Source organism: Campylobacter parajejuni, assembly GCF_046764905.1.
Lineage (GTDB): Bacteria > Campylobacterota > Campylobacteria > Campylobacterales > Campylobacteraceae > Campylobacter_D.
Genome location: NZ_JBKORB010000001.1, coordinates 150,708 through 173,926 on the forward strand (window position 1 = coordinate 150,708; position 23,219 = coordinate 173,926).

General features: G+C 34.0%; 22 protein-coding genes and 2 pseudogenes. 8 read left to right on the plus strand and 16 right to left on the minus strand.

The features are described 5' to 3' along the window. Window positions 1-72 precede the first annotated feature (72 nt). The 3 genes from rpsF to rpsR are packed head-to-tail and all read left to right on the plus strand — an operon-like array spanning window position 73 to window position 1,275. On the plus strand, window positions 73-450 hold the full coding sequence (gene rpsF / locus ACLL8X_RS00735; RefSeq protein WP_411989041.1) for a 30S ribosomal protein S6: 378 nt from the start codon (window positions 73-75) through the stop codon (window positions 448-450). 8 nt (window positions 451-458) lie between these two features. Beyond that, window positions 459-1,004, plus strand: coding sequence for a single-stranded DNA-binding protein (locus ACLL8X_RS00740; RefSeq protein ID WP_411989042.1), 546 nt, complete (start codon window positions 459-461; stop codon window positions 1,002-1,004). A 10-nt stretch (window positions 1,005-1,014) separates the two neighbouring features. Next, the gene (rpsR, locus tag ACLL8X_RS00745) at window positions 1,015-1,275 is read left to right on the plus strand and encodes a 30S ribosomal protein S18 (protein ID WP_411989043.1); all 261 of its coding nucleotides are present in this window, start codon (window positions 1,015-1,017) and stop codon (window positions 1,273-1,275) included. Window positions 1,276-1,328: 53 nt separating this feature from the next. On the opposite strand, the gene lon is transcribed toward rpsR, so the two are convergent. Together lon and bamD are read right to left on the minus strand one after the other, a co-directional pair. Continuing rightward, window positions 1,329-3,704: an endopeptidase La gene (lon, locus tag ACLL8X_RS00750; RefSeq protein ID WP_411989044.1), complete on the minus strand. Its 2,376-nt coding sequence runs from the start codon at window positions 3,702-3,704 to the stop codon at window positions 1,329-1,331. A gap of 16 nt (window positions 3,705-3,720) precedes the next feature. Then, window positions 3,721-4,368, minus strand: coding sequence for an outer membrane protein assembly factor BamD (gene bamD / locus ACLL8X_RS00755; RefSeq protein WP_411989045.1), 648 nt, complete (start codon window positions 4,366-4,368; stop codon window positions 3,721-3,723). A gap of 153 nt (window positions 4,369-4,521) precedes the next feature. On the opposite strand from bamD, the gene fliW reads away from it, so the two are divergent. From fliW to ACLL8X_RS00780, 5 genes are read left to right on the plus strand one after another with little or no spacing between them, the layout of a single operon-like run. Then, the gene (gene fliW, locus ACLL8X_RS00760) at window positions 4,522-4,911 is read left to right on the plus strand and encodes a flagellar assembly protein FliW (protein ID WP_411989046.1); all 390 of its coding nucleotides are present in this window, start codon (window positions 4,522-4,524) and stop codon (window positions 4,909-4,911) included. Beyond that, a complete protein-coding gene (locus ACLL8X_RS00765; protein ID WP_411989047.1) occupies window positions 4,911-5,642 on the plus strand; it encodes a pyrroline-5-carboxylate reductase in 732 nt (243 codons plus the stop codon). Before fliW ends, ACLL8X_RS00765 begins: the two co-directional genes overlap by 1 nt. Beyond that, window positions 5,639-5,941: a hypothetical protein gene (locus ACLL8X_RS00770; RefSeq protein WP_411989048.1), complete on the plus strand. Its 303-nt coding sequence runs from the start codon at window positions 5,639-5,641 to the stop codon at window positions 5,939-5,941. Before ACLL8X_RS00765 ends, ACLL8X_RS00770 begins: the two co-directional genes overlap by 4 nt. Then, window positions 5,938-6,594 (plus strand): hypothetical protein, encoded by a 657-nt coding sequence (locus ACLL8X_RS00775; protein ID WP_411989049.1) that lies wholly within the window; start codon window positions 5,938-5,940, stop codon window positions 6,592-6,594. The genes ACLL8X_RS00770 and ACLL8X_RS00775 overlap by 4 nt, the downstream gene beginning before the upstream one ends. Continuing rightward, window positions 6,591-7,040 carry a hypothetical protein gene (locus tag ACLL8X_RS00780; RefSeq protein WP_411989050.1) on the plus strand — a complete coding sequence of 150 codons (450 nt, stop codon included), beginning with the start codon at window positions 6,591-6,593 and terminating at the stop codon, window positions 7,038-7,040. Before ACLL8X_RS00775 ends, ACLL8X_RS00780 begins: the two co-directional genes overlap by 4 nt. A 23-nt stretch (window positions 7,041-7,063) precedes the next feature. Here ACLL8X_RS00780 and ACLL8X_RS00785 read toward each other — a convergent pair whose 3' ends face one another. The 14 genes and pseudogenes from ACLL8X_RS00785 to leuS all read right to left on the minus strand — a co-directional run bounded on the left by ACLL8X_RS00785 (window position 7,064) and on the right by leuS (window position 23,218). Next, the gene (locus ACLL8X_RS00785) at window positions 7,064-8,260 is read right to left on the minus strand and encodes a GmrSD restriction endonuclease domain-containing protein (protein WP_411989051.1); all 1,197 of its coding nucleotides are present in this window, start codon (window positions 8,258-8,260) and stop codon (window positions 7,064-7,066) included. Between the two features lie 399 nt (window positions 8,261-8,659). Beyond that, the gene (locus ACLL8X_RS00790) at window positions 8,660-9,802 is read right to left on the minus strand and encodes an adenine-specific methyltransferase EcoRI family protein (RefSeq protein ID WP_411989052.1); all 1,143 of its coding nucleotides are present in this window, start codon (window positions 9,800-9,802) and stop codon (window positions 8,660-8,662) included. 306 nt (window positions 9,803-10,108) lie between these two features. Further along, window positions 10,109-10,747, minus strand: a pseudogene (locus ACLL8X_RS00795) (uroporphyrinogen-III synthase); the annotation flags it as partial. After that, window positions 10,725-11,357, minus strand: a complete 633-nt coding sequence (thiE, locus tag ACLL8X_RS00800) for a thiamine phosphate synthase (RefSeq protein WP_411989223.1) — start codon at window positions 11,355-11,357, stop codon at window positions 10,725-10,727. The pseudogene ACLL8X_RS00795 and the gene thiE, both read right to left, overlap by 23 nt. After that, a complete protein-coding gene (thiD, locus tag ACLL8X_RS00805; RefSeq protein ID WP_411989053.1) occupies window positions 11,351-12,157 on the minus strand; it encodes a bifunctional hydroxymethylpyrimidine kinase/phosphomethylpyrimidine kinase in 807 nt (268 codons plus the stop codon). The genes thiE and thiD overlap by 7 nt, the downstream gene beginning before the upstream one ends. Beyond that, window positions 12,154-12,841, minus strand: a pseudogene (locus ACLL8X_RS00810) (3-methyladenine DNA glycosylase). Before ACLL8X_RS00810 ends, thiD begins: the two are co-directional and overlap by 4 nt. Then, window positions 12,838-13,599 (minus strand): ATP-binding protein, encoded by a 762-nt coding sequence (locus tag ACLL8X_RS00815; protein ID WP_411989054.1) that lies wholly within the window; start codon window positions 13,597-13,599, stop codon window positions 12,838-12,840. The pseudogene ACLL8X_RS00810 and the gene ACLL8X_RS00815 overlap by 4 nt, the downstream one beginning before the upstream one ends. Further along, entirely contained in the window at window positions 13,600-16,530 is a 2,931-nt protein-coding gene (gene mfd / locus ACLL8X_RS00820; protein ID WP_411989055.1) for a transcription-repair coupling factor, read from the minus strand. It lies immediately after the preceding gene. Continuing rightward, complete coding sequence (locus ACLL8X_RS00825; protein ID WP_411989056.1) at window positions 16,530-16,922, minus strand: bactofilin family protein; 393 nt, start codon at window positions 16,920-16,922, stop codon at window positions 16,530-16,532. Before ACLL8X_RS00825 ends, mfd begins: the two co-directional genes overlap by 1 nt. Continuing rightward, window positions 16,862-17,761: a peptidoglycan metallopeptidase Pgp4 gene (gene pgp4 / locus ACLL8X_RS00830; RefSeq protein WP_411989057.1), complete on the minus strand. Its 900-nt coding sequence runs from the start codon at window positions 17,759-17,761 to the stop codon at window positions 16,862-16,864. Before pgp4 ends, ACLL8X_RS00825 begins: the two co-directional genes overlap by 61 nt. Then, window positions 17,748-18,908 carry a Mur ligase family protein gene (locus ACLL8X_RS00835; protein WP_411989058.1) on the minus strand — a complete coding sequence of 387 codons (1,161 nt, stop codon included), beginning with the start codon at window positions 18,906-18,908 and terminating at the stop codon, window positions 17,748-17,750. The genes pgp4 and ACLL8X_RS00835 overlap by 14 nt, the downstream gene beginning before the upstream one ends. Next, window positions 18,905-20,299, minus strand: a complete 1,395-nt coding sequence (locus ACLL8X_RS00840) for a hypothetical protein (RefSeq protein ID WP_411989059.1) — start codon at window positions 20,297-20,299, stop codon at window positions 18,905-18,907. Before ACLL8X_RS00840 ends, ACLL8X_RS00835 begins: the two co-directional genes overlap by 4 nt. Next, the gene (lptE, locus tag ACLL8X_RS00845; RefSeq protein ID WP_411989060.1) at window positions 20,289-20,795 is read right to left on the minus strand and encodes an LPS assembly lipoprotein LptE; all 507 of its coding nucleotides are present in this window, start codon (window positions 20,793-20,795) and stop codon (window positions 20,289-20,291) included. The genes ACLL8X_RS00840 and lptE overlap by 11 nt, the downstream gene beginning before the upstream one ends. Next, the gene (leuS, locus tag ACLL8X_RS00850; protein WP_411989061.1) at window positions 20,792-23,218 is read right to left on the minus strand and encodes a leucine--tRNA ligase; all 2,427 of its coding nucleotides are present in this window, start codon (window positions 23,216-23,218) and stop codon (window positions 20,792-20,794) included. The genes lptE and leuS overlap by 4 nt, the downstream gene beginning before the upstream one ends. Window position 23,219 lies beyond the last annotated feature (1 nt).

The following is a 23,219-nucleotide window of genomic DNA, read 5'->3' on the forward strand; positions in this document are numbered from 1 at the left end:
ATAATCTGGTCTTGCTTTATGCAAAATCCTTGCCCATGAAAATGGGCTTTTAATATCCACAAGGAGAAAATAATGAAACATTATGAGGTTTTATTTATTTTAAAACCAACGCTTGCCGAAGAGGAAGTGAATGCGAAGTTGGAATTCGTTAAAGAAGTCCTAAACAAAAATGGTGCTGAAATTGAAACCATAGTTCCCATGGGCACTAGAAAATTAGCGTATAAAATCAAAAAATACGAAAGAGGGACCTATTTTGTGATTTATTTCAAAGCTCCTACAAATTTAATTGCCGAGCTTGAAAGGGTGCTAAGAATCACTGAAGAAGTGATAAGATTTTTAATTGTTAAATATGAAAACAAAAAAGAAATCGCAGCTTGGGAAAAACTTAGCCACGGAATTAAGCAATCTAAAAAAGAAATCAAACCTTTAGATGCTCCTGAAATTCAATAAGGAAAAAAATGTTTAATAAAGTTGTTTTGGTAGGCAATCTTACACGCGATATAGAAATGCGTTACGCACAAAGTGGGAGTGCTATTGGAGCTTCTGCTATTGCTGTTACTAGAAGATTTACTACAAATGGAGAAAAAAGAGAAGAAACTTGCTTTATTGATATAAGCTTTTATGGAAGGACTGCAGAAATTGCAAATCAATACCTTGCAAAGGGTTCGAAGGTTCTCATAGAAGGTCGTTTGAGATTTGAGCAATGGAGCGACCAAAATGGACAAAACCGCTCCAAACATAGCATTCAGGTTGAAAATATGGAAATGCTTGGCAATGTTGCTTCGCAGCAAGGTGGTAATTTTGCTAATAATGGCTTTTCAAACAATAATTATTCAAATTATGAAAATCAAAGCTACGACCCTTATACGAGCGAAAATCAAAATTTTAATAAAGCAAAAGCAAATCAGGCTCCACAAAAAAACCAAAACCCACAAAACGAAGAAAAATTAAAAGAAATTGATATCGATGCTTATGATAGCGATGATACAAATTTACCATTTTAAAGGATAAACTATGGCAGAAAAAAGAAAATACTCTCGCAAATATTGCAAATACACAGAAGCAAAAGTTGAATTTATTGATTACAAAGATACAGCAATGTTAAAACACGCTTTATCTGAAAGATTCAAAATTATGCCACGCCGCTTAACAGGCACAAGCAAAAAATATCAAGAGATGGTTGAAGTTGCGATTAAAAGGGCTAGGCATGTGGCTCTCATTCCTTACATAGTCGATAGAAAAAATGTAGTCAGCAATCCTTTTGAAGGACTATAAAAAAGCAAGCTTAATAAGCTTGCTCAATCTTTCTTATTTTCTTTACCTAATCTTCAAACCAAAGTGTGTTTTAAGACTTCATCAAAAGTATCCACAGCGATGATTTTCATATTGTCCTTAACCTCATCAGGAATGTCTTTTAAATCTCTTTCGTAATTTTTTCTTGGAATTAAGGCTGTTTTTATATCTGCTTTATAAGCCGCAATTAATTTTTCCTTTAAGCCACCAATAGGCAAAACCTTTCCTTTTAAATCTATTTCACCCGTCATCGCCACATCGGCTCTAACTTTTTTATCGCTAAAAACAGAAGCAAGGGCTACACTCATTGTAATACCTGCACTTGGACCATCCTTTGGGGTAGCTCCATCAGGCACATGAATATGTAGATTATAACTATCATAAACATTGATTTTAGGGTCGATAATCATTTTTTTAGGTATTTTTATCTTCCCTTCATCGATTAAAACTTTTATCATACTAAAGGCGATTTTAGCAGATTCTTTCATCACATCACCTAAGCTTCCAGTAAGTGTTAATTCTCCCTTGCCCTTAATTTTTACAGCCTCTACTTTTAAAACATCGCCACCTACACTAGTCCAAGCCAAACCATTCACTTGACCGACTTGATTTTCTCCATCATTTTTCTCAATTTCAAAAACTTTCTTATCTAAAAACTCATTTAAATTTTTTACATTGATACTAACTTTTTTAATATTTTCTAAGAGTAATTTTTTGACACTTTTGCGACACAATTCTGCAACTTTACGCCGCAAATTCCTAACCCCTGATTCGCGAGTATAATCACTAATGATTAATTCTATGGTTTCATCATCAATAGACAATTCACTTGGCTTTAAGCCGTGTTTTTTAAGTTCATCGGGGATAAGATACTTTTTCATAATATGAAATTTCTCATTTGGAGTATAAGAGCTTAATTCTATAAATTCCATTCTATCCCTTAAAGGTGCGGGGATATTGCTAATATCATTGGCTGTGGCTATAAAAATTACCTTGCTTAAATCTATATTAAAATTTAGATAATAATCCCTAAATTTAGAGTTTTGCTCAGGGTCCAAAATCTCCAAAAGAACAGCCGAAGGATCGCCTCTAAAACTACGATTTAGCTTATCTATCTCGTCTAAAACAATCACAGGATTAATCTGTTTTGCCTCTATAAGTCCCTGAGTAATGCGTCCGGGCATAGCTCCTATATAAGTTCTACGATGCCCACGAAGTTCATTGACATCCTCAAGCCCCCCTAAAGCTATACGAATAAGCTCTCTTTTCAAAGCCTTAGAAACAGAATTAGCCAAAGAAGTTTTCCCCACGCCCGGAGGTCCATAAAGACAAAGTATAACCTTAGCACCATCCTTATCTGCTATTTTTCTTTTTTCCAAAAGCTCTCTGACGGCAAAATACTCTTCTATGCGTTCTTTTGGTTTATTTAAGGCGTAATGGTCGTAATTGAGTTGTTTTGCAACTTCTTTAATATTAAGTTTTTTCTTAGAAATTTTTTCAAAAGGAACATCTAAAGCCGTTTCTATATAGGTTTGAATCATTGAAGCTTCGGAATTGTCTTGATGAATGCGTTCGAATTTTTCAATTTGCTTTTTAATTTCCTTATAAGCATCTTCGTGCATAAATTTTTTCTTAGCCTCCAAACGCTTTTGATACTCTCTAACTTCATCTTCTTTTTGGCTATCCGAACCAAGCTCTTTTTGAATTTGTCTTAATTGTTCTTTTAAAAAATACTCTTTATTAACCTTGTCAATACGCGAATGGACCTTATTTTTAATTTCTTTTTGAATTCTGCTTGTTTCAATTTCTTGAGCTATTAAATCAATCAATTTCACAAGTTTTTGCTCTAAATCACTCAAAATAAAAAATTCATAAGCCACTTGTTTTTTAATGCGTATGGTATTTAAAACCAAATCACAAATTCTACCCGCATCAAAGCCTTCTTCAATGGTTCTTAAAAGATCAGGCGAGAAATAAGGGCTAATGCTGGCTAAATTTTTTACCTTTTCTTTTAAAACTTCAAGCAAGGCTTCTTTTTTTGCTCCTTCTAAAAAATCTTCTCTTATCAATTCTATCTTAGCTTCTAAGGGTTTATTAGAGATTGGCTCTATGATTTTACCCTTAGCATAGCCTTGAAAAAGTATTTTTACTCTCCCATCGGGCAAAGGAACTTTTCGCATAATAGTCCCAATCACTCCACAAGGATAAATTTCATCAAAATTTCTTCCATTTTCAAGCCTAGAGGGTGCGACAAAAAGCATACTATCATTTTTAATCGCAAGCTCTAAGGCTTTCATATTCGAAGCGTCATTGATGAAAATAGGAGTTATCATAAAGGGATATAAAAACAATTCATCTTCAACCAATACAGGCAAATTGGCTGGGTAATTTTGTAACTCTTCAAGTTGCATTTATTTTCCTTAAGTTTTAAAATCTTTCAAATATACTTCTATACCAAGGAAGCTCAGGTTCGATAATGCTTTGCTTATAAAATTCACTTTCTCTAAGTCTTTGTTTGTAAATTTCCGCACTTTCATCACGCCCTGTGCGTTGGTATAGATTTTCTATGGTGCTATCAAGGTAAAAAACGGCTAAATTAAATTTAGTCAGCATAGTTTGAACCAAAGGCTTATATTGTGTATAAGGATAATCTTTTAAGAATTTATCGATTTCTTTTTGACTTTCAAGCATTAAGGCTTGATTGCGATTTGGCACGGCAAAGGCATCAAATTTAGCCTTAATCTTAAGATAAAGAATATAATCAGCATTACGCGAAGTCCCAAATTTTTTGTTGTATTCATCTAAATAAAATTCAGCTAATTGGTATTCTTCTTCATCCATATGAGCTTGGGCTAAAATAATCAAAGTCGTTTCTAACAAAGGGTCAGCAATATGCTCACTTGCCATACCATTATAATGCTCATCAGCCTTTTCCAAATCCTTGCTTTGTAAATCCTTAATGATTTGTTTATACCACTGGCTCGCACTAAGATTATACAAACCTTCATCGCTTTTTACGCTACACGCACTAAAAAAAATAGCCATAAAAATGAGTAAAAAAATACTTTTTTTCATATTCCACCTTGATTTTAAAAATTTGTATTCTAACCATTTTTTGATTAGCTTCTTATAAAATTATAATAAATTTCATTAAATAATTTAAAATTTTGGAATGATTATTGCTTATTTTATGTTAAAATATTGTTTATTATAACTTGAGGAGAAAACATGACCCTAGCTGTTAAATGCCCTATCTTAGGTTTTGAAGAGACTAAAAATATGGAATTTTCAACTATTGATGAAGTATTTGTAAGACTAAAAAGCCTTGATGGAAAAGACTTTTCTTTTGTTTTAATCAATCCTTATTTAATTAGACCTGATTATGAATTTGATATACCGACTTATTACCAAGAGCTTCTTTCTTTAACACCTGAATCCAATATGAAAATTTTTAACATAGTCGCCATTGCAAAAAGCATTGAAGAATCTACGGTAAATTTCTTAGCCCCTGTGGTGATTAATGAAGACAATAACACTATGGTGCAAGTCATTTTAGATACGATAAATTACCCTGACTTTTTCCAGGCTGACCAAATTGCTAATTATATTAAAAAATAATGCTCTACATACTTGCAAATGGAACTATGGCAACAGCCTTAGCTTATGGCTTGAAAGATGATTATGAACTTTGCATAGTAGGAAGAAATCCTAAGAAGCTTCAAACCCTTAGCACTCAAGGCTTTAAAACCCTACTTTACGAAGATTTTGATATAGAAGGCAAGGATGTTATTTTAGCTTTCAAACCCTATGCTTTAGAAGCTATGGCTACGATTTTAAAAGGACAAGCTCGTATTTTAATCTCTGTCTTAGCCAATGTTGATTTTGAAAAATTACAAAGCATCAAAGCTCAAAATTATGCCCGAATTATGCCTAATACAGCAGCCAAATACAAAGCCTCAACCACTCCTTATATACTTAAAAATTCTCATTTTGAAAAAGAAATTTTAGACATTTTGCAAAGTTTTGGCTGGGCTTTTAAACTAGACAATGAAGCACAAATGAATGCAGCTATGGCGATTAGCGGTTGCGCTCCTGCTTTTTTAGCTCTCATAGCAGAAAGCATTGCTAATGGGGGAGTTTATGAGGGTTTGCCAAAAGAACTTAGCTTAAATTTAACTCGCTCTTTATTTAAAAGCTCTAGTGCTTTACTAGAACACGAACACCCAGCCCTTATCAAAGAAAACATTTGCTCCCCCGCTGGAGTTACGATAAAAGGCATAAAAATACTCGAGCAAAAAGGGGTTCGTGGAAGTTTCTTTGAAGCTATCAGTGCTAGTGCTGCTAAATGAAAAAAGCCTTTATACTTATAGAATTTATCAGTGCTATGATGATTATGTCTTTGATTTTTATCGGCATTTTTTATTATTACACTCAAATTTATAAAAACTATGAAAATTCAAAGCTTTTTGAAAAACTCTACAAACTTGAAGAGAGCTTATATGAAAAAGCTATTTTAAAACCCCTTATACTCCAAACTTCAAGCTTAAAACCTATGATGATACAAGAGCAAGTTGCAAGCGATGAAGTATTTGAATTTCGCAAACTTCATTTTCAAAATCAAGCTTACAAGTTTTATTTTAAAGAATGAATAAAGCCTTCACACTCTTTGAACTTGTAATATCGCTTATACTTTTTACACTCATAGCCACCTTGCTTTCCAAACCCTTAGTCCATTTTTATCATTTAAATTTTAAATCCTTAGATGGCAACACAAACGCTATTCAAACGCATTTAAACTTACTTAAAATAGAAAAATGGATACAAAATTGCATTCATATCACTTTTTCGCAAAATACCTTACAATGCCTTTTAAAAGATGAGTTAATCAGCTTAGAAGACAAGCAACTTTATCTTATAAATTCAGCTCTTATTTTGGAAAATAATCAAACGCTTTATTCGCCCAAATCCCAGCTTAAAATCCAGCTTCAAAATAGAAAAGATTTATTTAGTGATAATGAAAAGGCTATTTACGCTCTAAAATTTAATAAAATCGAAAAAATCTCTGTCTTAGAAAATGATAAGCTTAATGCCAATTTCACAGGAGTATTTATCCCCTTACAAGCTAAGCTTATTATAAAATTACAAAATCAAGAACTTTTATACGAACTAAGACCCAAATTTAGCGAAAAACTCATTCAAAAGGGTTTGATTTCTAAAAATATCACTTTATTTGAACTTAAAAATAATAAATTAAAAATTTGCTCCAAAGAATACTGCCTTGAAAAAAGGTTTGTATTATGAAAAAAGCCTATGTTTTAATTTGGACTATTTTTTTGATACTACTCATTGGCTTATGGATGAGCCTGAGTTTAAATATCTCAGGCTATACACCCAAAATAATTCAAGATAGTTATTATTATCTCCAAGCTCAAATTTTAAGCCACAATGCTAAAGAATTTGCCAAATACTTTCTCTATCAAGCCAAGCAAGAAAATAAAGAATGTTTAGATAATATAAGCTTTCATTACGCAAAAGCTTTGATTAAAATCAAATATTTTTACCCTATTGCCGGGTGCATTAACTTTAAATTTTCTAATTTCAATCCTGATGCAAATTTAAGTCAAGATGGACTTATCATAGCCCATATTAGCATAGCTTTTAATAGCGATTTAAATGTCAATGATGAAATTTTACTCACAAAAAGCCTTATTCTTTATCCTAAAGAAAATTTTTGGCAGAAAAATTAATTATTTTTTAGACAAGATTAAATTCACCTACCACTCTTCCTTCTATTGCACTCACGGCAGAGCATTTGGCAGTTCTCCTTATCGCTTTTACCGCCCTTGCTCCAAGGCTTTATATGGTCAGCTTCCATTTGACTAATATCTAGCTTTTCATTTTCATATAAGCATTTTACGCCCTTTATATGCCCATCACTATTTGCACACACTCCCCCTTGCTTCTCATACACCGCACGCTTGATACTTTCACTAAAGGCACGCAGATTCAAATGCCGCTCATCGCCGCTTAGCACATATTCATACACGCCTTTTTTGCTCGTTATCTCATCATCTTGCATAAGCTCTGCTATTTCAGATTCTAGCTCTTTAGCGTCTAGCTTTTTGTCCTTATATTTAATGTAGAAAAATCCCCATTCTAGCCCCTTCATCTCCTTGCGGTATTTGGGGAATTTCGCCTCCACCCAGTTCATTATATTTTGAAAATAGCTCCATAGCTCATTAGCATCGCTTAAGTTATCTGTTTTTTGCTTATCCATATATTTTTCTATAAGCTCATCATCTCTTTTACCCACCTTCCAGCTTATAGCACTCTCTAGTATGTCCTGCCTGTCGTATTCACCCTTAAGATACTTGTCATAATTTGTTTTTGCCTTGCAGTTTTTACGCGAGAAATACCTTTTGGCATCATCAAGCCAAGTGCTTACATAAATGGCATTTCTTAGCTCCTGTGCCTTTAGCTCCTTACCTGCTATATTTATAGTCTTAAACCACTCTAGCTTCTCACTATCATCGCCCTCACAAATATATACATCAAGCTTGTAGTTTAAAAACTCTTCTTGCTTATCCTTTGGCATACCGCTAAAGCTCGTTACCGCCCCAGCCCAATTCGCTCTAAATTGCATTTGCGTAAGGCTAAAATCGCCCTTACAAAACTGACAAATACTAATAGTCCTTTGCTGCCCATCTAGCACTTCAAATTCATATTCACAGCCTTTAGGATTTTTTGACCAATACATAGTGTTTAAAGGAAAGCCCCAAAGCACAGTGCCAATCACCGCCGCCCTTTCTTTCTCCTTATAGACAAATTCCCTTTGGTATTTAGGGCGTATATTAAGCCTTGCTCTGCCTTTAGCATCGGAGTAAGCTACAACTTCCCCGCTCTCTTCATCGTCATTATAAGCTTGTATAAGCTCTCTTATGCTGATCTGTGTTCTTGTGATGTTCATTTTTTCTCCTTAATTTTTAAACCTAATTTTAATTTAAATCATAATATACTTTTCAAGTTTAAGTTGGCTAACTTCTTTTATGCGAGAAAGGAGGCTAGAATGGGAATTAAAATCATAGAAATTTTAATTTTAGTTTTAGAATTGATTAAAGAGCTTTTAAAACTCCTTAATCAAAACTCTTAATCACATAAAAATTATAGTTAAACCGCCTTAGCTAAAACTTAAACATTCAATAAATTCGCATAAAAGAAGGGCGGTTCTTTTATGCTGTATTTTTTAATGACACTCACCCCGTCATTGCGAGACACGAACGCAGTGAGTAACGAAGCAATCCCCTTAATTTAAAGAGTAGATTGCCACGCCTTGACAAAGTCAAGTCTCGCAATGACGAATAGAGTTTCATTCTTGCTCCTTTTTAGCTTTTTGTGCCTTTCTTTTTTCTCGCTCTTCTTGCTCTAGCTCCTCTACTTCGGCGATTTTGCGGATTAGAATTCTAGCGTAAGTTTTCTTGCCGTTGATATAGGGATAGCCAAAATTAAATTCATCAATCCCTGTCGTGGTCATTTTTGCCACTATCTCAAACTGCTTAGGATTGTGCTTGTCTAAAAAGGTGATAGGCACACCCATAACGCCCTTATAATCCATAGGAATTTCACTCGTTTTATCCACATTTATAGCGTCATAATTATCGTATTTGGGATATTTTTCAGGATTTTTTGCATAACTTGCATTGGTTTCTAGAATCTCGGCACGCTTTTTGTGGGTAAGATTTGTAAGCCACCTTGTAAGCCCATTTACTTGCTTGGTAATAATAAAGCCTGTGCCATTTTCATTAGGCGTTAAAAATTCATTGGCTGAGGTATAGCCTAGCCATAGCTTATTTCCTTTGATGAGCTTAAAAATTTCTTTATAAGTAATAGCGTTTTTATTCCCTATAATCAAAAACTTCTTATCATATTCTATCAATTGTGCGACATATTCGCGAAAGAGAGAAAAGGGCGGATTGGTTACTACTATATCAGCACTCTTTAGCAGTTCTATACATTGCAAACTTCTAAAATCCCCTGCGGGATAAAGCTCTTTATCTTTTAGCTTAACCCCCCCCCCATTAGGTTTTTTTAAATATTCTTTATCGTTTTTTAGTTCTTGAATGGGAATTTGCGTAGCTATAAATTCATCAATTTTTTTATTTTCTATTAATTTTTTACCCTTCTTACCTAATTCCTTACCATAATATTCAAAAAAGCAAGATTTATCTCCGCTTGGGTCTTCTTTTATGAGTTTGTCTTGATTGTGGAATTCCACTCCACTGGCGTTTTTATAACAGGTGCAAATAAGCTTTTTTAGCCCTAAATCATAGTAATTATGGGCAAAATACTTAAAAAAGTTTGAAATTTTAGGGTCATCACAATTACATAGCACAACCTTGCCATAAAAATGCTTTTTATAATGCGCAAGCTCATTTTGTATGTCTTCATACTGGGTGTAAAACTCGTCCTTTTTTGCTGCCTTTGCCCCGTGTAAATTAGTATTTTTTGCCACAATTTTTTACCTTTGAAATTTTTTTGTTATTGTAGCATTTTATTTTAGCTTTTAAAACAAGATTTAAAAGCTAAAAGGACTAAAAATCCGCAAGGATTTTTAGGTGGGTGTGCCTTTAGTAAAGCGACTTTTTGCAAACTTGTTTTCAAAAAGTAAAAGCATAGATTGCTTCGGCTTCGCCTCGCAATGACGGGGTGATAGTTATTGTCATTGCGAAATTTGGCGTAGTCAAATTGAAGCAATCCCCTTAAATTTAAAAGTAGATTGCTTCGGCTTCGCCTCGCAATGACAGGACTTGCGGACTTTTGCTATTTTCTTAGCCAAAGCCACACAAGCTTTTAAACTCTGCTCCTTGCTGATAAAAAACTCGCTACAAGCTTTATTAGAAGCTTTAAAAGCCTTTGCCGTGCTTTGTCCTATCAGCACGATTTTATCGTCCTTAGCTAGGGTGTAAAATTTTAAGAAATTTTCCACACTCAAAGGAGAACTAAATATAAAAACAGCAGGACGACTAAGCTTTTTAGTTCCCTTTTTAAAAATATTTTCATAAACCATGATTTCATCTAAATCCACGCCTATATTTTTAAGTTCCAAATTTAAAGTTGAAGCGATATTTTTAGCCCTTAAATACAAGGTTTTTTTTGTTTTAAGCTCTTCTTTAAATTCATTAAAAAGCTCTTTTGCGTAAGCTTTTTTTGGAATTTTAATCTTTTTAAAGCCCAAAATTCTAGCAAACTCGGCACTATTTTGACCCACTGTGTATAAATCAAGCTCGTAATTTAATGCGATACTCGCTTTTTGCAAAGCTTTTAAGGCGTTTTTGGAAGTATAAATTAAGGCTTGATACTTGCTTAAATCCACACTAAAATCGTAAAAAACAAGCTCATTTAAGATAAGATTTTCCACGCCTTCAAAGGGGGTTTCATTTAAGAGATAGATTTTCATATACAAGTTTTTTTAAATTCAAAGCTGCATCGTAGGGTTTTTTCGCGTCCATAATAGCTCTAACCACCGCAACACCGCTTAATTTTATACCCCTTAGCTCCTTAAGCACTTCTTCATCAATGCCCCCTATGGCTACCACACCCACGGGACTTTTTTGAGTAATTTGAGCTAGGGTTTGAAGACTTAAAAGCGAACTTTGCTTAGTAGGAGTGCTTTTAATCGCCCCACAACCTAAATAATCCACTCCCTTAAGTCCTTGAAGCTGGGTTAAATTTTTCACACTCACGCCTATGATTTTATCTTCGCCCAAAAGTCTTCTTGCAAGGCTAGACTCTAAATCTTCTTGCCCCAAATGCACCCCACTTGCATCCAAAGCCAAAGCAATATCAACCCTATCATTAATGATAAGTGGCACCTTAAATTCATCACAAAGCCTTTTAAGCTTAAGCCCTAACTCAAAAAATTCTCTACTTCCAAGCTCTTTTTCTCTTAGCTGGACTATGCTAACGCCACCTTTTAGGGCTTGTTTAATATGATTTAAAAAACTCTCATCGCTTCTTTGTCCCCTATTTGCCACAAGATAAAGGCTTAAATCCAGCTTTTTCATAATAAATTCTTAAAAAAATGATTCGTAGGACCACAACCCTTGCCAAGCTCAAGCGAATAATAAATAGCATTTCTTACATATTCTTTAGCCTTTTTTACAGCATTAAGCAAAGTTTCATCTTTGGCTAAATTGCTCGCAATAGCCGAGCTTAGAGTGCAACCTGTGCCGTGGGTATTTTTAGTCTCTATGCGTTCGCCTTTTAAAATATGAATTTCTTTTCCATCAAAAAGCACATCATTAGCGTTCTCTTGTCTGTGTCCGCCTTTAAGCAAAACAGCCTTTGCTCCTAAATTTGACAAAGTTTTAGCCGCTTTTATCATATCCTCTTCACTAACAATTTTAAAACCACACAAAAACTCTGCTTCAGGTATATTTGGAGTAAGAACATCAGCAAATTCCACTAAGGTTTTTTTAAAAAAATCACAATGCTCTTTGGGCATCAAGGCATAACCATTTTTTGCAAACATCACAGGGTCAATCACCACATTTTTAGGCTTAAACTGGCTTAAATTTTTAGCCACACAAGTCATAAGCTCACAAGTTCCTATCATACCGATTTTAGTAGCCTTTGGCACTATATCTTCAAAAACGGCAAGTATTTGCTCATCCACACTCTTTACAGGCACATTATGCACGCTAATCACTCTAGCTGTATTTTCAGCCACCACACTTAAAATCACACTCATACCAAAAAGATTGTGTGCGCTAAAAGTTTTCAAATCCGCTTGCACACCCGCACCCCCACTACAATCACTTCCTGCTAGGGTTAAAACAGGGATTAATTCACTTCCTTTTGCTTTCATAAATCTTCCTTTAATTTTTTTAAATATTTCTCCCCTTCTAAGCTTAATTTAGCCCCCTTAAAACTCTGCTTTGCAAAAGCGACGATAAGGGCGTGAAAAATTTGATAAAGCTCAAAAAGCTCGTATTTTTTCTTTAAAATTTGACACAAAAGCTCTTGCGAATTTTCTATGCCGCTTTGAAAAAATTCCCTTAATTCTTCATAAGTTTCAAGCTCATAGCCTAAATGCAAAGCCAAACGCATACTATAACTATCCACAACCAAAATTTCCCTTTTTGCAAAGATAATTTAAAATGCTATCTACGCTTTCATAGCCTAAGCCTTTGATATTTAAAAGCCATTCCCTGCTTACTTGGGCTTTAAAATTTTCTAAATTCTTAAAAGTATTTAAAATGCTTAGTGCTAAATTTTTTAATCTTTTAGCTTTGGTATTATAAAAGCCGCTGGGCTTGATAAACCCCGCTAGTTCTAATTGGGATAAAGCATTGATTTGCTCTAAACTTGTAATCTTTTCTTTTTTTAAATTTTCTAAAGCCTTTAAGACATTTTTCCAATTTGTATTTTGAGTTAAAACCACAGAAATCAAAAGCTCAAATTCACTCAAACCCCTATTTTCAAGCCAGTCAAAGCTCTCATAAGCTAAATCAAATTCTAAAAGTTTTTCAAAAATTTCCGCTCCTGTCATTTAAAACTCTCCTTAAAAGCCAAATAAAATTGCTTTGCAGTGCGACCACTCCTACTGGCTCTTAGGGTGGCAAATTCTTTGGCTTTAGCGTGTAAAAGCTCCTTATCACAGACTATATCTTTAAAATAAAAATCTATCATTTTTAAATACTCATCCAAACCACCCTGATAAAAACTCAGCCACAAACCAAATCTATCGCTTAAACTAAGCCTTTCCTCGCTTGCATCGCTAAGGTGTAATTCGCCTTTTAACACCTGAGTGCCTTGATTATCTTCTATGCTTTCACTTAGCAAATGCCTGCGGTTAGAACTTGCGTAAATAAGGATATTGCTCGGGGCTTTTTCTATACTTCCTTCAAGCAAGGGCTTTAAAAATTTATAGCTATCATCGCCTTTTTCGAAAGAAAAATCATCACAAAAAAGTATGAATTTAAAATCTTGCAATCTTAACTCATCTATAAGCTCGGCTAAGATAAATAAATCTTCTTTATTTAGCTCCACAAGCCTTAAGCCCTGCTCTTTAAATTCATTAAAAACAGCCTTAATCAAGCTGGATTTGCCCGTGCCCTTAGCACCCCATAAAAGAGCGTGATTAGCCCCTTTGTTTTGGATAAAATTTAAGGTGTTTTCATAAAGGGCTTTTTTTTGACTTTCCATACCCACTAAATCTTTTAAATAAAGCTCATCAAGCTCACTAATGGGCTTTAAATAATCCTTTCTTGCCCTATAAACCGCCGCATAAGTTTTATCCCAGTTCATTTAAACCTTTCTTAAATGCGTTAAAATCGCTTCTAAAATATCATCACCGTCTTTACTTTTTGCCTTGATAAGCTCTTTTTCGTCATTAAGCCTTGTAAATTGTATATTTTGCTCGAAATTGCTTATGCTTTTAAATTTATTTAAAGCCAAAATTTTAATGCTAATCAAGGATAAAAATTGCTTAGTATAAACATCAAGTTTTCCAAAGCGGTCTTCTATCTCGCCTTCTATCTCATAAAGCTGGGCGATTGTAGTGCATTTGCTTAATCTTCTATAAAGCTCAAGCCTTAAGCGGTCTTCGCTGATAAGTTCGCTATTTAAAAAAGCATTGACATTTAGCTTTAAATCAAGCTTGTTTTTTTCCTGCTCTATTTCGTTTTTGCTTAAAGCATTTAGCTCATCTTCTAGCATTTTAAGATACAAACTATAACCGATTTGCTCTATATGACCGCTTTGGTCAATGCCTAATAAATTCCCGCCCCCACGAATTTCAAGGTCGTGATAGGCTAAAACCGAACCCGCACCCAAAAAAGAATTACTCTCCAAAGAAACAAGTCGCTTTAAAGCGTCCTTAGTGATAGCATTTTTATCTTCAATGAAAAAATAACAATAACCCTGTCTATCGCTTCTGCCTACGCGTCCTCTTAATTGATGTAAATCCGCCATACCAAATCTATCGCTTTTTTCTACGATGATGGTATTGGCATTAGGCAAATCAATTCCGCTTTCTACTATGGAAGTGCTTAAAAGCAAATCGTATTCTTTATTTTCGAATTTCAACATCTCTTCTTCTTGTCTCTTCGCATCAATCTTAGAATGCAAAATCAAAATACGCAAGTTAGAAAAAAGCTCTAACAAATGCTTCTTGCACTGCTCAATGCTGGCTATATGATTGTGAATATAAAAAATTTGCCCCCCGCGTCTTAATTCTCTTGCTAGGGCTTCTTTTAAAAGCGTCTCATCGTTTTCTTTGACAAAGGTTCTTACATCCATTCTATCTTCGGGTGGAGTTTGTAAAACGCTATAAGATTTTATAGAGCTTAAAGCCTGATTTAAACTTCTTGGTATAGGCGTGGCTGACATAGATAGGATATGGGAATTTTGTGTGAGTTCTTTAAGTTTTTCTTTTTGTTTTACTCCAAATTTATGTTCCTCATCGATGATAACGAGAGCTAAATTTTCACATTCTACACTTAAAAGTGCGTGAGTTCCTACCACAACACAGGGCTTTTTTTCTTTCAAAGCCTCTAAAACCTGCTTTTTTTCCGTGCTAAAGCGGTCTAGCTTAAAAACGGCTATATCAAAGGGAGCAAAACGCTTTTTTAAACTTTTATAATGCTGATGAGAAAGCAAGGTTGTAGGACAGAATAAAAAGGCACAAAATCCACTTTTAACCACAGGATAAATCGCATTCATAGCCACTTCAGTTTTTCCAAATCCCACATCTCCACTTAAAAGCCTATCCATCACTTTCCCGCTTTGAAAATCTTGCAAAATTTCTTCACAAGCCTTGTCTTGGTCCTTTGTGTAAGTAAAACCTGCACTAGCGACAAAATCAGCTTGTTTGCTTAAATCAACTTCGATTTTCTTTGCTTGTATTAAAGACCTTTTAGCCGCCATAATGACAATTTGCGAAGCGATGGCTAAAAGCTTGGCTTTAAGTTTTTCTTTAAGCTTGATAAAGCTTGTCTTACCTAGCCTGTCTAAAGTGGGTATAGAACCACTTAGCCCTAAATATTTATCAATCATATATAAATTTTCTACGGGTAAAAGAAGTTTGTCTGAATTTTGATATTCTATGGATACAAATTCTTTTTTCGCTCCCGCTACCACTATCATTTCAAGACCTAAAAATTTACCCACCCCATAATCTTCATGCACTATATAATCATCCTTCTTAAGTTCATCTAGGATAAGTTTGGCTTTTTTTATTCTCTTGGGTTTTTCTTTTTGATTTAAGGAAATGATAAGCTCTTTAGTGCTGATGAGATTAAGTCTTAAATCACTTTTTACAAAATGAATATTTTGCGTATCTTCAAGCTCTAAGGCTTTAAACAAGGCTTCATTTTTAGCTAGGATAGTGATGTTTTTATTTTTATGAAACTCAAAGAAATCTTTATTATAAGAGCTTTGCAAAGCTTTAAAAATTTTAGCCTGAGGTAAAATTCTTGCATTCACAAGACTTAAATCTTTTTCATACTCGCAAGAATCAAATTTTTCACAAGCTAAAAAATCAAGCTCTAAATAATCAAAAAAATCATCAATACACCAAAAACCCAAAGAATGAATATCGTGTATCAAAGCATCGCTTTGAAAATTTTGTAATTTTTCTTGAAAAATTTCATAATTTTTGGCATTAAAATAAGCCAAAAAAGGACAAATTTCAAAACGCTCTAATTCATTAGGAATAGACTTTTGGCTTTGCAAATCAAAATATCTTATGCTTTCAAGCTCATCGCCAAAAAGCAACATTCTTATAGGATAATCCTCGTTGATACAAAAAATATCAATAATATCCGCACGGATTGAAATTTCGCCCTTATCCTGCACTATATCTACAAATTCATAACCCGCTCTTGTAAGCTCATCTTTAAAAAAATTTAAATCAAATTTTTGTTTTTTATCTACAAGATAATTTTGCAAATGTTTTTTTGCAGGAAGTTTTTTTAAAATTGTATTTAAAGGAGAAATGAGAATTTTTTTCCCTTCTTCCTTATGATAAGCACTTAAAACCCTGCAAAGCTGGGAAAGTTCTTTAGAAAAAGCTCTTAAATCATCCCCAAATTCTGCTCTAAAATCAGGTAAAACAAAGCTTTTTAAACCCTTAAAACGCGAAACTTGAGCAAGTAAATCCGCTTGTTTGTCATCTTTACAGAGTAAAAGTTCGCAAATTTTTGGATTTTGTAGATACTCATAAAATGAAGCTTGCATTATTCTTCGTTATTGTTTTCAATGAGTCTTACTGAATCTTCTTTTATCTTGCTCGTGCCGTTAAAGCGACCTCCATCTTCTATGGAAATTTTTTCCACCACAATATCGCCATTAACCATTCCACCGGCTAAAATTTCTAAACTATTAGCTTCAAGCTGTCCTTCAAAATAGCCATTGACGACTATTTTATCGGCTTGTAATTCGCCTTTTAAATTCCCATTTTTTCCAATCACTACTATACTTTGAGAGTGGATAACTCCACTTAACTCCCCATCAACATGAAGCATAGAAGCAAAATAAAACTTACCCTCAATCCTAGCTCCTGAAGAAATTACTGTTGTTTCCGAGCCGGAACTTGCTGGGCTGACACCGCCTTTATTAAAGATTGCCATGGAACTCTCCTTTCTTGATTAAAAAAATCATTCATATTTTTTCTTTGTAAATTTAAAAAATACAAAGGCTCTAAGGTTTTATTAATAAAACGCACCTCATAGTGCAAATGCGGACCCGTTGAAAGACCCGTATTTCCACTATATCCTATGAGCTGCCCCTTATTTACAAATTCCCCAGCCTTTACCACTTCTTTACGCATCATATGCGCATAAACCGTTTTAAAGCCAAAATTATGAAGCAAAATAACATTATAGCCATAGCCATTATCGCTATACCCTGAAAATTCTACAACCCCACTCGCAGGTGCATAAATAGGAGTGCCAATCTCAGCCCTTAAGTCAATACCCGGATGAAACTCACGCCTTTTTAAAAGCGGATGTTCTCTCCAACCAAAATTGCCCGTAATGCCTTTATTTGCAATAGGCCAGCCATTAGGAACTTGATTTAAAATTCCAAGTTGTTGCTCATTGGTTAATTGAAGATTATCAAGCCTTGCACTAATAGTAAGATTATTTTCCGCTTCCAAACCCAAAGCCTCTTCAAAAGAAGCGATTTTATCCTCGATGGCTGCGTATTGCTGGGCTTTTTCCTCTATGCTTTTTTGCATTTGAGTATTGGTTAATTCTAATTCTTTGCTTTTGGCTAAAAGCTCTTCTTTTTTTTCATTAATATCACTGAGTTTGCCGTCTAAATACTTGATATAAAAACCGCTAAAAACTAGAAATAAAACGATAAAAGCAAGGATATAAAAAACTATTTTTTTAATAATTTGATTTAAATAAAAATGCCTTGAACCATTAATATCTGTAATCGTAATAGTGAATTTATTTTTTATCACGGCTCTCCTTTAAAAAATTTTCCACCAACATAAAAGAACCAAAAACCAAACTTTTTTTATCTTTTTCTAAGTTTTCAAATTCTTCGCATTTTATCCCTAGTTTTAAGGCTATGCTATAAATCGCATCATTGGCTAGTTTTCGCTCTAAACTTTTGTATTTGTATATTTGTATTGTATCAATAATAGGCTTTAATGTTTTTAAAATTTCAAAAATATCTTTATCTAAATAAGAATTATAAATAAGATTGATTTTTTCTCCTTGAAATTTTTCAAGCAAAGCCTTTGCTGCCATAGCATTGTGACCCACATCCACAAAAAGATTTTCCGAAAGCTTTTGGCATCTTCCTTGTAAATTTAAAGCCCCCAAAGCTTTTAAAGCCTGTAAGCTTTCTTGTTTTGAAGTTAAAATTTCACAGGCTTTTAAAGCCAGTTTTAAATTATGAGCTAAAAAAGAAGCTAAGGCAAATTTTTCACAATAGTCCTTAAAATCTTGCTTTAAATAATCCCCCAAAGAACATAGGTGCAAATTGGCTTTTTTCACTCTGGCAATTTTTTGTGCCAAAGCCAAAACGCTTTGCTCTTGTTCGCTACTTATTAGAGCTAGGGGTGCCATTATTTTAAGCTTAGTTCTTGCGATTGCCTCTAGGCTTTGACCTAAAATTTGCATATGGTCAAAGCCTATTCTTGTAAAAATATTCATTTTTCTCTCAAAAACCGAAGTGGCATCGTATTCTCCGCCAACGCCCGCTTCTAAAAGGATAAAATCACATTTTTGAAATAAAAATAAGGCTAAAAAAGTAGAGTATTCAAAATAACTGAGTTTTTGCAAATCTTGTTTAAAAATTCCTTCAAGATTTTGATGGGCTTTTTGCAATTCTTCATCACTTGCGATTTTACCCTTTAAATAAAATCTTTCGTTAAAACTAAAAATATGAGGACTAGTAAAATGCCCTATTTTAAAGTCCAAATTCTCTAAAAGCTGGGCTAAAAATCTACCCGTGCTACCCTTGCCATTTGTGCCTACAAGCTGGATAATGGGGATATTTTTGAAATATTTTTTGTAATTTGCATGCATTCTAAACATCAAAAAGCGGTCGATTTTATCATAATTGGTGCTCTTTTGGGCTAAAAAATCTTTAAAATTCATTTTAATTCATCCGCTTGAAAACTTTGCGCTGCGATTTGAGTCATTAATTCTTCTAAAATATTAATACCTGGCTTACTTTGCTTATCTAGGTATGCCACTTGAATTTTAGGGCTTATAATATCTTGTTTATAAATAAATCTAAAATTTTCTATGCTTCTTAAATTTTCACTTACAAGCTGGGCGATTTCATCCTTACTCTTTCCGGGCGATACGATTAAATAGCTCTTTTCATCTATCATCCAAAGCTCATCTAAATCAGCACAAGAATCCTTAAGAATTTTTTTAAATCGAACAAAAATTTCATTTAAGCTTCCAACGCCGTATTTTTCCATAATAAAACGATAATTTTTTATAGAAAATAAAGCTAAAGAATAATTGACCTTGTATTTATTAAAATTCTCATCCATTTTCTCAAGCTCTTTAACAACACTCCAAGCTTCTCTTTCTTCTAAGCTTTGTGTGAATTCAATTTGGCTATTTAAGGATGCAATTTTCTCTCCAAGCTGCTTAAATTTTAACTTCAAATCTTCAAAACTAAGCTTTACTTCCCCCTTTTCATCGGGCTTTAAAGCCTTGATAAAATCCATATTTTTTTCATTGGATTTATTAAGCAAAACAAGCAATTCATAAATTTTTTTTAGATTCTCATTAAAAAAATTGAGATTTTTTTGCACATACATATTATCAACCATAGTGCGGCGATTGATAAAGTCCATCAATTCAGCCTTAAAGCCATCTTCGCCTATGACAAAAGGTTTTTGCGTTAAATTTTGCACAAAACCTTGAATTTTTAAATCTTCTACCAATGAAGGATGCAAACTCAAACACAATAATTCACTAAAATACTCAAAACTCCGCTCCTCAAGCTTGATTAGAAGTTTTTTAATCACACTATCATAGTCTTCATTTTTATGGGTGCCGTATTTGCGGGTTTGTTCTTCTAAGTCATTTTCATTATAGCTTTTTTCAAGTTCTTTCCATTTTTTAGAAAGCAAAAATATACTCTCACTATCCATAGTTTTTGAAATTCTAATCGAAGTTACCTTAGCTAAATCTCTTATCTTTTTATCTTTGCTTACCTGTAAGGTTTTAGATATAGTGGATAAAAACTCAAAAAATTCACTAAATTGCTTCCCACTTTGTCTGTTTAAAATAGAAATTAAAAAACTAATCAATTCTTCTAAGCTTCTTATATTTTTACTATGCAATTCTTGCTGATAAATAGGTAAAAGCAAGGCTTGATACTTATCCAATTTAGCTTTATTAGCACTTGTAAAGCCGTGTTTTATGGATAATTCTTCAAAAAGTTCAGCATAATTTTCAGGAGTGGGTTTGAGTTTTCTTTCTCCTAAGGCAATTAGGGTTTGTTTTGCTATTTCGTTAATATTCACGCCTTTGCCCTTTAATAGCAATTACAGAAATAAATTCATCAAAAGCTTCGCTTGAAGCCGCACGGATAGCATCATATCTTGCAGAATCGCTAATAATGCTATTGGGCGAAATTTCAAAATTATAGCTCCCGCTTGTGCTAAAAACTTGACTTGAACCATCTTTAAAAACAACATTAAAATCTAAATCCAATCTAGCCTTATAACTAATAACATAACCATTTTTATCATAAGCTAAAGGAATAAATTCCAAATTATTCATCCTAACATTGATAATATCATCTGCTTCGTGCTTTAAAGCAAGCTTGCGTCCTAGTTTTGAAATCACCATTTCTTTTAAGGTATCAGCGACAAAGATACTATTTTTTGGGTCTTGCATACTTAATTCCACATTGACATAAACTTTCTCATCAAAAATATTATTAGCAATTTTTGAAGTGGGAGCATAACCACAAGCAACAAAAAATAAAAGGGCAAAAAAAACTAAAATCTTCTTCATTTAATCACTAGATTAACTAGCTTTCCTTCCACATAAATTTCTTTAAGCACACTTTTTCCTTCAAGCCATTTTGCTACCTTTTCTTTGGCTAGGGCTAAAATTTCTTCTTTGTTTGCCGTGCTTGAAACTTCAAATTCAGCTCTTTTTTTGCCATTGACACTTACAGCTAAATTTAAATTATCCTTTATGAAAACTTCTTCTTTAAGTTCTAATTTTGTAAAATTTTTAAGCTCAAAAAGCTCCTTGCTTAACTCAAAGCAAATATGGGGAATAATAGGCTCTAAAATATTTAAAATAATATAAAAGGCTTCTTGCTCCAAAGCTTCATTTTTGCAAAGTGCCAAAGCATTTAAAGCTTCCATACAAGCTGCGATTAGGGTATTAAAAGCAAAGCTTTGATTATAAACTTCTTCAGCCTTTTTCAAAGCTTCATAAAGCTTTAATCTAGCGTATTTTTCTTCTTTGTTTAAATGCTCTTGTTTTAGCTCTAAAAGCTCACCCTTTCTTACATTTTTTGCCCTATCATAAAGCTTACAAATAAAGCGGTAAGCCCCTTCAAGTGCATCATCATTCCACTCAAGCTCTTTTGATGGAGGTGCGGCAAAAAGTATGAAAAGTCTCGCCGTATCCGCACCATATTTTTCAATGATTTCATCAGGATCGACGACATTTCCTTTGGATTTTGACATTTTAGCCCCATCTTTTAAAACCATACCCTGAGTTAAAAGTCTATCAAAAGGCTCATCTTGCGTCAAATATCCCAAATCTCTTAAGGCTTTTTGAAAAAATCTTGCATAAAGCAAATGCAAAATAGCATGCTCAATACCCCCTATGTATTGATTAACCTCCATCCAATACCCCACACTTTTTTCGTCCAAAGCTTTTTGCTGCCAAGTCTTCTCATCGCTTGCAAAACGGGCAAAATACCAAGAACTCTCAAAAAAAGTATCCAAAGTATCACTTTCCTTTTGTGCCTCACCCCCGCATTTTGGGCAAATGCAGTTTTTCCAAGTAGGATGTTTATCAAGTGGATTGCCCTCGCCCGTGATTTGCACATCTTCGGGCAGGGTTATAGGTAGGTTCTCAAGGTTTTGAGGCACTATGCCACAATTTTGACATTTAATCATAGGAATAGGCGCACCCCAATACCTTTGACGCGAAACCCCCCAATCGCGAATTTTAAAATTCACAACCCTTCTTCCCTTAGCTTCAGCTTCAAATTGAGAAATGATTTTTAATCTTGCCTCATTGCAATCAAGCCCATCAAAATCCCCGCTATGAATGAGTTTTCCTGCTTTTTGGGTATAGGGCAGCTCTGAAGTTTGAATGACTTGTTTGATAGCAAGATTGTATTTTTTTGCGAATTCAAAATCTCTTTCATCGTGAGCTGGAACAGCCATTACCGCTCCACTTCCATAATCAGCCAAGACAAAATTAGCCACCCATAAAGGAATTTTTTCCTTACTTAAAGGATGAATGGCATAAATTCCAAGAAAATAGCCTTCCTTATCGGCACTTTGTCTTTCTCTTGGACTTTGATTTTGCATACGCGTAATAGCCTCGCTACTTGACTTAGCTAAAAGCTCTTCACTTAATAAATTTTGAACGATTTTATGCTCAGGAGCTAAGGCTATATAAGAAATACCATAAATCGTATCGGCTCTAGTGGTAAAAACTTCCAAAGCTTTCTCTTTGGCTTTTTGCCTACTCTCTTCGTCTAAATTTAAAGAAAATTCCAAACCTTCGCTTTTGCCTATCCAATTTTCTTGCATAGTTAAAACCTGATTAGGCCACTTGCCCTTTAGTTTTTCTAAGTCCCTTAAAAGCTCTTCGGCATAAGCTGTAATTTTCACATAATAGCCGGGCATTTTTTTCTGCACCACTTCATGACCACAACGCCAACATTTTCCATCTTCAACTTGCTCATTAGCCAAAACGGTTTTATCTTGCTCACACCAATTAACATTAGCTTCTTTGGTATAAATCAAACCTTTTTTAAACATCTTTATAAAAAATTCCTGCTCGAATTTCGTGTATAAAGGGTCTGAAGTGGCTAACATTCTTTTTTTAGAAAAGGAAAGACCCAGAGAAAAAAGTTCTTTTTTCATATAGGCTATATTTTCATAGGTCCAAGTTTTAGGATGAATTTTGTGCTTAATCGCGGCATTTTCAGCAGGCATACCAAAGCTATCAAAACCTATGGGGTGCAAGACATTAAAGCCCGCCTTGCGATAATACCTAGCCAAAGCATCGCTTATAGTATAGTTTCTTACATGTCCCATATGAATGCGTCCGCTAGGATAAGGAAACATTGATAAAATGTATTTTTTAGGTAAAGTTAAATCCTCTTTTGGCTCAAAATACTCACTTTGCTCCCAAAATTCCTGCCATTTTTTTTCTATCAAACTTGCTTTATAAGCCATA